At 58.3% G+C, this 12049-nt stretch carries 7 protein-coding genes; 4 read left to right on the top strand and 3 right to left on the bottom strand.

Annotation, left to right across the window (positions count from 1 at the left end; genetic code table 11):
* Positions 1-34: 34 nt before the first annotated feature.
* Genes QEH57_RS10100 through QEH57_RS10110 form a run of 3 tightly spaced genes read right to left on the bottom strand, consistent with a single transcriptional unit; the run spans position 35 to position 4380 of the window.
* Positions 35-1459, bottom strand: a complete 1425-nt coding sequence (locus tag QEH57_RS10100; RefSeq protein ID WP_309006611.1) for a sialate O-acetylesterase — start codon at positions 1457-1459, stop codon at positions 35-37.
* Positions 1460-1488: 29 nt separating this feature from the next.
* Complete coding sequence (locus QEH57_RS10105) at positions 1489-2886, bottom strand: FAD-dependent oxidoreductase (RefSeq protein ID WP_309006612.1); 1398 nt, start codon at positions 2884-2886, stop codon at positions 1489-1491.
* 18 nt (positions 2887-2904) lie between these two features.
* The gene (locus tag QEH57_RS10110) at positions 2905-4380 is read right to left on the bottom strand and encodes a hypothetical protein (RefSeq protein ID WP_309006613.1); all 1476 of its coding nucleotides are present in this window, start codon (positions 4378-4380) and stop codon (positions 2905-2907) included.
* Between the two features lie 171 nt (positions 4381-4551).
* On the opposite strand from QEH57_RS10110, the gene QEH57_RS10115 reads away from it, so the two are divergent.
* From QEH57_RS10115 to QEH57_RS10130, 4 genes are all read left to right on the top strand, one after another.
* Positions 4552-5568 (top strand): LacI family DNA-binding transcriptional regulator, encoded by a 1017-nt coding sequence (locus QEH57_RS10115; RefSeq protein ID WP_309006614.1) that lies wholly within the window; start codon positions 4552-4554, stop codon positions 5566-5568.
* A 230-nt stretch (positions 5569-5798) separates the two neighbouring features.
* The gene (locus QEH57_RS10120) at positions 5799-7487 is read left to right on the top strand and encodes a sulfatase (RefSeq protein ID WP_309006615.1); all 1689 of its coding nucleotides are present in this window, start codon (positions 5799-5801) and stop codon (positions 7485-7487) included.
* A complete protein-coding gene (locus QEH57_RS10125) occupies positions 7484-10195 on the top strand; it encodes a polysaccharide lyase family 8 super-sandwich domain-containing protein (protein WP_309006616.1) in 2712 nt (903 codons plus the stop codon). The genes QEH57_RS10120 and QEH57_RS10125 overlap by 4 nt, the downstream gene beginning before the upstream one ends.
* A gap of 83 nt (positions 10196-10278) precedes the next feature.
* A complete protein-coding gene (locus QEH57_RS10130) occupies positions 10279-11730 on the top strand; it encodes a sulfatase-like hydrolase/transferase (RefSeq protein WP_309006617.1) in 1452 nt (483 codons plus the stop codon).
* The last annotated feature ends 319 nt before the right edge of the window (positions 11731-12049 follow it).

Raw genomic sequence — 12049 nt, forward strand, 5'->3', positions numbered from 1 at the left:
AGGCGGGGAGGTTCGTATTTGGGTTCCTAATAGGTTACCAGGACCATTCGTCGGTCCGGAAAGACGAAGCAGGTAGACCTGCGGAGTCGAACAAGCTTGCGCCTGTCCAGTTCTTCCAAGCGTAACGCACCGATTTGGGTGCTTGTACGTGATCGCTGGATACGTGAACGGTTCCGTCTCGCTTGGCAATTGCGGTAGCGGGATGGAAGATGCGGTCGTCTCCGGCGATGGTGAAATAATCGAGAGGAACCTCGTAGTTGAGGAAACCTTTGGCCATCCCGGTGAAATGGAGAATCGCAGTGGATCCTTCAAAGCTCACGCTTTCGAACACTGGGCCGCTCGCTCCGATGGACGTGTATCCATAAAGTTCGCGCAAAGCGAAGTAGGCGAAGCGGTCAGCGACTTTCCGTTTCTGGGGAGGATGGATGGTGTGAGGCGAACCGAGGTCCAGCGTGACGACCATGCCGGTGTGGGGAAGGTTCTTGGCGGTTTGGAACTGCGTTTCACGCAGGTAGGCGGCGCGGTCCTGTTGCTCGGTGAGCTCGTTGAAGCGTTCCACGTTGGGAGCGATTTGGGCGAAGTAGAAAGGCAGCTCCGGGCTTTCGAAAGTTTGGCGCCAGTTTTCGATCAAGCTTGGCAAGAGCTTGGCGTAGGGGAGCGGGTGGTGGCGATTGCCTTCGCCTTGGTACCAAAGCGCGCCGCGGAGGGTGTATTGGCCGATCGGGGCGATCATGCCGTTATAGAGCGAGGAGTGAGCCCGGTGCGGAATATCCGGATCCTGTTCGATCAGGTCTTCGGATGAAAACGTCTTTAGGGCCGCGCGCGGCAGCCATGACTCGATCGCGGAACTGGAGCGGGCGGCGAGTATCAGACCTATGGGTACATCGAGTGTGCCGCGAAGTTTCTCGCCGAAAAAATAGCCAACGGCGCTGAAGCGGCTAACGCTTTCAGGCGTCGCGCTTTGCCACGCTCCCGTCACGTCCTCGGCCGGCTCCTCGGCGAGTTGCACTTTCATGGGGAAGAAGCGGAGCGAATCGTCGCGACCATTGATAATGGCCTCCTGGCTGCCTTCCACCGGCTGACTCTTGAACCCTTCTACGGGCATCGCCATGTTGGACTGGCCGGAGCAGAGCCAGACTTCGCCGATCAGGATATTGGATACGGAAATCGATTCCGCGGCAGTCGAGACCGTAACGGTGTGAGGGCCGCCGGCGGCGGGCGTGCCGAGCGCGACACTCCAGCGTCCGTTGTTGTTGGCGGTTGCGGAAAGCGGGGCGGTCGACTCGCCCCAAGAGACGCTCACTTCCACCGTCTCGCCCGCGTTTGCCCAGCCCCAAATCCGCGCGTCGGACTCCTGCTGCAGCACCATCCCGTCGCTCACCAAAGCAGGCAGACGCAGTTCCGCGAGGACGTCCGAGCAGTGGAGGCTGAGAGCTAGGGCAAGGAGTGAGAATCGCATGACGGGTGACAAGTGAGGTGATGGGGCGTTTACGCTTCGGCAGGCGCGGGGGGCGGAACCAGCAAGGCGCCGTTTTTCTCCAGCAGGTTTCGCAGCTGGCTTTGATCAAGGGCCTGGCCGCTGGAGTCTTTCATCAAAGCGGCGGCCGTGCCGGCACCTTGGCCGATCGCCATCATGGTCGGCGTGGTACGGATCGCGGCGAAGGCTTCGTGCGTGGCGCTGAGGCAACGGCCATTGACCAGCAGGTTCGAAACCTCATTGGTCTGCAGCGAACGCAGCGGGATGCAGTAGGTGGTTCCGGGCTTGAAGAATTGAGTATTGGTGCCGTTTTCGTCCGGCGAATGGATGTCGATCGGGTAACCGCCGAGGGCGATGGTGTCCTCGAACTCGCGGCCGCTCAGCAAGTCCTCGGCAGTGAGTGTGTAGCGGCCGACCACGCGCTTCGACTCGCGCACGCCCACCTTGCTGGAAGAGTCCAGACGGATGGCGTTCTCGAAGCCCGCTCCGCGCTTTTTCAGGAACCTGAAGATTTCCAAGCATTGTTTGCGGCCGATCATTTCCGCCTTGCTGAGGTCGAGCGGGTTCGTGGCATCCAGACCTTGGATTCTGGATACGTTTATGATGAAGGTCCCTTTTTCGCTGGTTTCGAAAAGGAGGATGAATTCGCGGTTAAATGTAATTTCGCCGCTTTCGCGGGCCTGCTTGAGGGCTTTGATGAAGGTTTTGAGCGAAAGGCGAGGGGCAGTCTCCAAGCGCTTGAGGCCAAGCTCTGCTCCGTAGTCGAATTCGCAGTCGTCCACATTGTTCTTCACGTAGTCGATCAGCTTGTCGCGGTCCACGTTGCCCAGCTTGAGGTTCATGGTCATCGGCTGAGTCAGGCTGTCGGCATCGCGTCCGAACTCGAAGGGCACGCCGGCTCGCGTGGCTAGGTCCGCATCGCCAGTGGAGTCGATGAACACCTTGGCCTCGATGCGGGAGACTCCAGCCTTGTTCGCGATGGTGATCGCTTTGAGGGTGCCGGACTCGACCTCGGCATCGAGCAGCATGGTGTGGTAAAGAATATCGACGCCGGCTTCGGTGAGCATCTCTTCCAGTTCGATCTTGAGCATTTCGCTGTCGAAGGGAGTAACGGTCGAGACGTAGGTGATGATGTCCTCGACGTGACCCGGGCTGCCGCCCTTTGCTATGAGGCGGTCGATCAGCTCTTGAGGATAGCCCTGAATGACCTGTTCGCCGGAATTGTTGTGGAAGGTCATCATGGGACCGACTCCCATGGCGGTGAGACTGCCGCCGAGGAAGCCGAATTGTTCGACAAGCAGGACGCGGCAGCCTTCGCGGGCCGCGGCGAGAGCGGCCATCGAACCGGAGGGGCCGCCTCCGGCGACGATTACATCGTAGGAATCGAGGAGAGATTTAGAAGTTGTCATTTGAAAGTGGGTACAGGGCTATTTATGGAGAGGTCTCTCGGAGGGGAACAGTCGGAGGGTGGCGAGGGCGAAGGCGATCAAGGCGACAGCGCCCACCGGATACCACCAGAAGAAGCTGACTCCGTACTCTTGTAGTAGAAGTATCGATACGGTGGCCGCCACGCTGCCGACGAGGATTGCCCGCAGGTCGCCTACCCGCATCCAAGCGAGCAGGGCTATGCCCAAGATCGACCCATAGACGTAGCCTGGCACTGAGAGTCCCATGTCGAGCAGGCCGAGCTCCTTAGTCGAGTTGAAGAGCAGGGCGATGCCGCTGAGGGCGAAGCCCCAGAAGAGAACGCAGCCCTTGGAGAGCTTGAGGTAGAAGCGGTCGGCCCGATCGGGGTAGACGTAGGTGCGGAGCAAGTTGGTCGTCGTGGTCTGCGAGAGGGCGGAGAGGGCGGAGTCGAGCGTGGAAATTCCGGCCGCGAAAAGGGATGCGACCAACAGGCCGGATACGCCGACCGGCAGGTGGTTGACGATATAGTAGGGGACGATGCGGTCGGGCTCGGAGGCGATCTGGGCGGCGGCTTCGGCGGGCAGCGGATTGACCTCGAAGAAGGCGACCAGGCCGATGCCGACCGCGAGCATGATCCAGACAGTGACGTTCGCGAAGCAGGCTCCGTAGAGGGCCTTCTGGGCGTCGCGCAGGCTGCGGCAGCAGTAGAGGCGCTGGGTGACGACTTGGTCGACGCTCTTTTGGGCGAACTCGAAAATGCTGGTGCCGAAGATGCCGACCCAAAGGGTATACGTTACGGTGGGATTGGCGGTTAGGTTCAGGATGACGAGCTTTCCTTTGTCGTCGGCGATCTCTAGGATTTGCGTCAACCCACCCGGTAGGGCGAAGAGGAGGTTGGCGAGAATGAAGAGGCTGCCACAGACGAAGATCATTAGCTGCAGAAAGTCGGTCCAGACGACGGTGGTAATGCCTCCCATCCAGGTCCAGACCACTGCGAACAGGCCGATGACGAGAATGGACTGCTGTAGTGAAAGTCCGGTTACGACGCTGAGAATCAAAGCGGTCGAAAGAAGGCGTACGCTTTGGGATAGGACCGCGCCTATGGTGAAAAGTAGTCGGGTGTAGTTGGCGACCTTGCGGCCGAGTCGATCTTCGACGAAGTCGTAGGGGCTATAGTACTTCGCGTTGTAGATGGCTTTGAGAAGGGTGTGGGCCAGCAGGATGTTGCCCAAGATGAAGCCGATCGAGATTTGGAAAAAGGTCAGGTCGCCGCCCGGTTTGAAGACCACGGATGGGACCGCTACGAAGGTCAGGGCGCTGGTGCTGGTCGCGATGAGCGAACCGGAGACGGCCCACCATGGCAGATCGCGCCCTCCGGCGAAGAAGGACTCCACGTCCTGTCCTTTGCCGCGCAGGGCGTGGCCGAACCAAGTGGTTCCGAGCAGGAATGCGATAAGCAGGGTCCAATCTATTGCAGTAAAGGGTGAGCTATCCATGGAGCGTGTCGATTGCGAGGGTGGGGATCGGGGCGGCGCAGGGGCTGCCTAGGCTTAGCTTGTCGCCAATTGAAGCCCCAGCCAGCAAGGATTCTCGCTTGTTTACCGTAAATGATTGAGCTCGGGTGTCGAAGCTGCTGGAAAGGGGGGATGGGCGAGAAGCGGGTACGGTTGAAAGACATAGCGGAACGAGCGGGCGTTACCCCGATGGCGGTTTCCTACGCTTTGCGCGGCGCTCCGAACGTTTCGGAGGAGAAGCGGCGTCGCATTCTCGCGATTGCCGAGGAGATGGGCTACGTTCCGGATCCGGCGATCTCTCGCATGATGTCCTACCTTGCGGGTCGCAAGGGCACGCGGGTGTTTCAGAATACCTTAGCCTTGATCAATACCAGCGAGGATCGCGAATTCGTAGAACGGGAAGCGCCGCTAGTCGCTTTTCGCAGGTCGGCGGTCGAGCGGGCGGAGGAGCTCGGCTACAAGGTGGAGCTCTTTTGGTATCACCAGCCGCGCACGAGCCCGAAGCGACTGGCGGGGATTCTCAAGTCGCGTGGAATCGAGGGGATCATCTTGTCTTCGTCAGGCAGGGCGGATACGCGCCTCGACTTCGACTGTTCGGAGTTTTCCCTCGTCGCTCTGGGGGATACGATCGTTTCGCCACGGCTCAATCGAGTGATGGAATATCATTTCGGCAATGCCCTCACCCTCTTGGAGGAGCTGAAGGCCTTGGGCTATCGAAAAATTGGATTCGTATTCAACGAGGAAGTACAGAGGATGCACGCTCGGCGGCACAAGGCAGCAGCGCTTTGCCATTTGTCTGAAACTCAGCCCGCATGGCAGGTTCCGATTTTTGAATACAAGCAATGGGACGATCACGCCTTTGTGGCTTGGTATCAGGCTCACCGGCCGGAGGTCGTGGTCTCGAATCGACCCGTCGCGCTGGAGGCAATGCAGCGAATGGGGGTGGCAGTCCCACAGGAAACAGGTTTCGCTCAACTTGAGCTTCTCGACGAAACCGCCGCGGTCGCTGGAATGAGGACTCGTTTTAACCTTCTGGGCAGCGCCGCGGTTGAGCAGCTCGTCGGTCAGCTGCACAGCCGCATGCTGGGCCTGCCTTCCGCTCCCAAAACGGTTAAGATTGAGGGAAGCTGGCGGGCCGGACCGACGGTGCGGAGCCTTCGAGAGCCTTGAGGGCAGGGGCGGAAAAGAAGGGGCAAAGGGCAGGAAATTCAAAGGTGTTTACGGTAAATGAATCGGGTCCGTTGCGTCTGGGTGTCGGTTCGAGGTCAATACGGTTCAGTGGACCCGGACTAAGCGTTTCCGCTCGCGCCCCATGCGGAGCTTAGCTTCTCCCGTTTCTCGGAGGAGACTAAGCGAGCGAGTTGAGTTCGGTTCCTTCGCTCGCATGCCCCATCGAAATCATGACCCGAATCAGACACTCTAGCGTTGAAACTGTCGCCTTTGGCAGCGTTTCTGCACAGAAGCTCGCCTCGAAATTGCTGCTCCTCGTCCTCTTGTTTGCTCAGGCTCTCGCATTCGCGAGCAGTGGCTCCTCTGCTGGCGAAGAGCTGAGACCCAATATTCTCTTCGCGATCAGCGACGATCAGTCGTACGCCCACACCAGTTTTGCCGGTAGCGCTTTTGTGAATACGCCAGCTTTCGACCGGATCGCTGAAGAGGGAGTTTACTTTTCGCATTGCATCGCCGGCTCGCCAGGCTGCGCTCCGTCCAGAAGCGCGCTCGTGACAGGTCGCCACCACTGGCAGAACGAGCAATCTGGCCAGCACGCGTCAGCGTGGTTGAAGCAGTACGTTCCCTTCGTAGACGAGATTCGCCGCAACGGCTATTTCGTGGGCCGGACCGGTAAGGGGGTAGGCCCCTTCCAGTACGCTCGCGATGGCAGCGACGGCCTATGGCGCGAAGAGGATGCCGCTGGACCGGAGTTGAGCGAAATCCGCTATGACGATCCGGAGAGCGAGGACGTTCGCCCGACGACGCGGCTGAGCCCGACCGACTATTTTGCCAACTTCGAATCGTTCATGGGCAAGCGACCCGCTGGAGCGCCTTTTTTCTTTTGGTACGGGGGCAAGGAACCGCACCGCCGCTACGAGCAGGGCACTTGGCGACGCTTGGGCAAGAAGCTGATCGACGTGGAGGTTCCGGGCTTCTTGCCTGATAATGAGATCATCCGGGGCGACCTGCTCGACTACGCGGTGGAGATCGAGTGGTTTGACCAACACCTCATGCGAATGCTGCGTTACTTGGAGGAAGTGGGGGAGTTGGATCGCACGATCGTGATCGTAACCTCCGACAACGGCATGCCGTTTCCCAGAGCCAAGGCGAACGGCTTCGACTACGGCATAAGGGTGCCGTTGGCGATCCGCTATCCGAAAGCGTTTCTCGGCGGGCGGATCATCGACGATCCTACGAGTTTTGTGGATTTTGCTCCGACGATTCTGGAGCTGACCGCAACGAAACCGCGAGAGATGCTTCCGATGACGGGGAAAAGTTTCGCTCCCGCATTGAGATCCAACAAGAGCGGAAGCGGTGTATTGGAAAGCGAATACGCCTTCTCTGGGCGTGAGCGGCATTCGGCGTCGCGCTACAAAAACTGGGGCTATCCCCAGCGGGCGATTCGCAGCGAGAAGCACCTGCTGATCTGGAATGCCAAGCCGGATCGTTGGCCCGCGGGCGCTCCCCAGCGTATCGATCCGGAGCAAGCTAATTCGTTACTGCCGCTTTATGGGCTGGACGCTGCGGGCAAGCATGTCAGCGAGTGGGCGTTCACCGATATCGATGCGAGCCCGAGCAAGTCGTATTTGGTGGAACACTACGATGACGAGGAGGACGGGGCTTTCTTTTGGCATGCAGTAGGAAAGCGCCCCGAATTCGAGCTCTACGATGTGGAGGAAGATCCCTATTGTCTCTTGAACCTGGCTGGAGACAGAGACTATGCCGGATTGGAGGCGAAACTCAAAAAGGCCCTGTTCGCGGAGCTGCGAGAAACCAATGATACGCGCGTTGTCGGAGCGGACAGGGATGTTTTCGACTCCTACTTGCGTTATAGTCCGATGCGGGAATTTCCCGCTCCCGAGGAGTTGCAGCGATGAGGTTGCTTTCTTGTTTGATCGTAGTTGTTTTCGGCTTCGTTGCGGGAGAGCCCGCGATGGCGCGACCTCTTTATGTCGCTCATCACTTGGGAGGCGATTCGGGAGCGGCTATGGGCGAGGTCGCTTGGGTAAAGGTTTCAGGGGAGCCGGTAGACTATTGGTTAAAGTTTGGCTGGTCCGAGCGTGAGCTGCGGATCGGGATAAAGCTGAGCCCGGAAGCGATGGAAGCCGGGAAATACTTTCACTTCTGCTTGGATATCGAGAATGATAGCGACTTCTCGTATCAGGAAGATGACTACCATTTTTCGCTTTCGCTGCCAGATGGGGACGGCACTGTATCCTCCTCCCTAGTACGAGCGGGAGGCGAGACGGTTACGCCTAGCGAGGTGATCAGCGGGCAAGGCAGGCAAGCAGGCGCAAATTGGCTCGTCGATATCGCAGTTGATCTACAGGCGTTGAGGGACGGACCGATGAAGCTCGGGGGAGATCTGGGGATGATGCTTGAGCTGAAGCAGACGCCCGGGCCGAATCCGATGCCAATCCATTGGGGCGATCTGCTCTTCGGGGATGGCTTGGGAAAGGTTTCACCGCTGGCGCTTCAGCGGATGCAAAAGCATCAAGCGGAGCTGGAACTTCGGTTCCAGGTGCATCAGGCGGATCCGGTGGTCTCGGGAGAGCTGAGCGAAGCTGCAAGGCGTGACCTCGCGAGGGTGCGCCAGCGGATTGTTGAGGCTCAGCGACAGGAGGTGGATCGGGGCGAAGTGGCTGGCTACCTTCGTTCGCAGCAGGCCGATGGGTCTTGGGAGGACATCCGTTATTACGATTCTGGTCTTCCCGACATGGCGGGAGGCTGGGAACACTTGAACCGTCTCTTGGCGATCGCGGTAGGTATTCGATTCGCTGGATTGGGTGAAGATGCAAGAGAGGCTCTGTATCGAGGTTTGGACTACTGGTTCGATCACGACTTTATATTCACGAATTGGTGGAGAAACGAAATCGGAGTACCTTTGCAGATGGGGCGAATCGCTTTGCTCGATGATCAGCTCTCGGAAGCAAGGGTGGAGCGAATCGTCGAAATCATGACCAGGGCGAAGCGTCCCATGACGGGACAGAATTTGGTTTGGATAAACAAGGTCACGGTCATGCGTGGCGTGCTCGAGGGGAAGCCAGCTTTGGTGGATCGAGCTTTTGAACGCATCGAGGACGAGGTTCGCATCTCCGCGGGCGAGGGCTTGCAGGCGGATTACAGCTTTCACCAGCATGGAGCTCTGTTGTATTCGCATGGATACGGAGCCGAGTTTTTAAACGATGCGACCCAGTGCTTTTATTGGTCGCAAGGGGGCCAGTTTGAGATGGCGCGCAAGACTCGGGACTTGCTCGAGAGCATGGTGCTGGAAGGAAACCGCTGGATGGCGCTTGGACAGTTTGCCGACTACGCGGCGCTGGGCCGCAACGTGGCTCGTCCCGAAAGCAGTGGACGATACTTGGCCCGCGTCGCAACTACGCTATTGGAGGCTGGGGCGGAACGACGGGAAGAACTGCAGGCTCTGGTCGCTTCGGCGAGCGGTTCGGGCGCGGACGGACTTGCGGGGAACCGCTATTTCCATCGCTCCGAATTCATGGTCCATCGCAGGCCCGAGTTTTATGCGTCCGTAAATGTTTACTCCCGTCGCATGTCCGGCACTGAATACCTCAACGGAGAAGGGCTCAAGAGTTACTATCTGCCAGACGGAGCTACCCTTTTTCTCAAGAGGGGAAATGAGTATGAGGGGATCTTGCCGGTATGGGATTGGCGGGGTATTCCTGGTACAACCACTCCTCTGGGCGAAGGTCCTCTACCGCGGGTGGGCTCGGGTAAGTCTGGGTCGAAGGGGACTACTGACTTTGCGGGAGGAGTGAGCGATGGCTGGTATGGCTGTGTTGGATACGATTACGAGAAGGACGACGTGAGCGCGAAAAAGGCATACTTCGCCTTTGATTGGGGGCTGGTTTGCCTGGGGGCGCAAATTGATTCGACTAGGGGAAGGGCGCTGCGGACTACCGTCAACCAGACGCTGCTGAAGCAGGCCGTCACGGTTAGCAGAGAAGGAGGGGTGCCGGATCGAATGGAGCGAGGAGAGTTGCGACTGTCGGGCGGCAATTCTTGGGCGAGCCACAATGGATTGCTTTATTATTTCCCAGGCGGCCAGTCGGTGGTGGTTAAGGCGGAGAGGCAACATGGCAGTTGGCGAGAGTTGAGTCGGAGAGAGTCAGACGATCCTTTGAGTGAGGAAGTGTTCACTATAGAAGTGGCCCATGCTCCGGATGGAAAGGGGGCTTATGCCTATGCCGTAGTGGACGAAGGGCAGATCAAATCGGCTTCGGCATTTGTCGACAGGCTCAGGTTTTCGGTGCTGGAAAATTCGGCTCAGCTACAAGCGGTGCTGGATGAGGCCTCGGGAATTGTAGGTCTGGTGTTTTATGAAGGCGGGCAGCTCGAACTAGGAAACGGCTACGAATTGGAGGTGGACCGCCGCTGCGCGATCCTCATTCAGGAAGGGATTTCGGGTGAATTTACCTTAACTGTTGCTAGCCCAGCTCGGGAAACGGGTGAGATTCGCCTGAGCATGGAGAGGAGCTCCGATGGTGAGCGCCGTTCGGTTAAAATCGCTTTGCCAAGTGGCCCGCACCAGGCCGGCAGTTCCGTTTCCGAGCGCCTTGCATTTTGAACCTCTCAGTCTCGGTGTTTAAATAGTCTTTCTCTGTAACTAACCTGGCGGGACCGTATCATGGCCTGCCGCTTATGCTCGATATGAAAATAAATGACCGCCCCCGATTTCCCCTCACTTTTAAGATTCTGCTGGCTCTTCTAGCATTCTATCCAGCGACGCGAGTCTTAGCGGAAAACCGTCCCAACATCGTGATCGTTTACACGGATGACCATCGGTGGGATGCTGTGGGGGCGTCTCGCGCCAGCAGTATCCAAACTCCGAATATCGATCGCTTGGCGGAGCGCGGGCGCTACTTTCCCAACTCTTTCGTGACTTTGTCGATCTGCGCTCCGAGCCGAGCCGCGTTGCTCACGGGGCACTACGGGAGCGCCAACGGGGTGATGGACATGGAGTCGGACTTGCAGATGGAGGACGACACCTTGGGAGAGCGGCTGAAGGAGGCTGGTTACGAGACTTCCGTTTTCGGCAAGTGGCACTTGTCCAGCTCGCCCGAGCGTCTCGGCTTTTCGTACGCGTCGTACTTCTATGGCTTGGTTCCGTATTGGGATGTTGAATTCAATCGCCAGGGCCAGACGCTTACGGTGCCCGGCTTCGTGGACGATGCGACGACTCGGGAGACGGCGCTTTACCTGGAAAAGGAGAGGAACAAGGAGAAGCCGTTCTTCGTATTCTACAATTCCTTCGCTCCGCATATGGATAACAGCTTCGCTTGGCCTGCTCGTCCGGAGTCGATTGCCCTGTATCCAAAATCCAATTTGCCTTTGCCCCGTACCTGGAAGACGGGACTGAACGGGAAGCCGCCCTACATTCGCCAGAACCGTCCGCACCAGCGGGCGCTGGAGTATGGATACGCGGAGCAAGAAGCGGTGCTGGACCACATTCAAGGTTACTACGCTTCCGTTACCGACATGGATAGGGCGGTCGGCGAGTTGGTGGAGGTGTTGGAGCGCCAGGGCTTGCTGGAGGAAACCTATATTCTGTTGATGGGCGACAACGGGTGGTTCAACGCGGAGCATGGTTTGACGAGCAAGGTGCTTGCTTACGAGGAATCGATCCGAGTGCCGCTGATCGTGTCCGGCCCCGGAGTGAAGCAGGGAGTCAGCGAGGAGTTGGCCCTGAACATCGACTTGATGCCGACCCTTTTGGAATTGGCCGGGTTGCCGCAGGACCCCGAGTTGCCGGGGAGGAGCTTGGCGCCGCTGCTGAAGGGCGAATCGGTGGCGGACTGGCGGGAGTACATCTACTACGAGGCTCCGCACGAGCAACACGGCACGCAGCCATTGGTCGCGGTTCGCACCGCGGACTGGAAGTACATCGGAACCTATGCGGAGGAAACCTTGGATACGTTGGTCTTTGAGGAGCTCTACCACCTGGCATCCGACCGCGAGGAGCAGCGAAACCTGGTGGGCGATCCGGCGTGGGGAGAGCAGCTGGAGGAGATGCGGAAGCTTTTGCAGGAGGCACGGGAACGTTACACGAAGGAATCGGGATTGCCCTACAGCGCTCGCAAGTGGAGCGGGAAGAACCTGTAGCGGTCAAGTTCGGTTTCTCCTTTGCTGGCATCTGGAGGGGCGAGGAAGGTGGTCTCGTCTCTCGATCCTCTTTACGGGGAAAGTTAAAGGAAGCTTGGGCGAGCGGAGCGGGGAGCGCTTTATGGGAGAATTGGTGTTAATTGATAATATTGAAATTATGGATACTGAGGCAGGGGAGAGCTGCGGGGCGTTGTTTTCGTAAGCTTTACGGAATGTGCGATTGAGGTTTGAGCCGTGCCTAGATTTGTTTTTGTTCGTTGCTATGATACCCCTTAGATTCATTACCCGACTTTGCCTGTGGATAGGCCTTTGCGTTGCG

The sequence above is a fragment of the Pelagicoccus sp. SDUM812005 genome (assembly GCF_031127875.1).
In the GTDB taxonomy this organism is placed as follows: Bacteria; Verrucomicrobiota; Verrucomicrobiia; order Opitutales; family Opitutaceae; genus Pelagicoccus.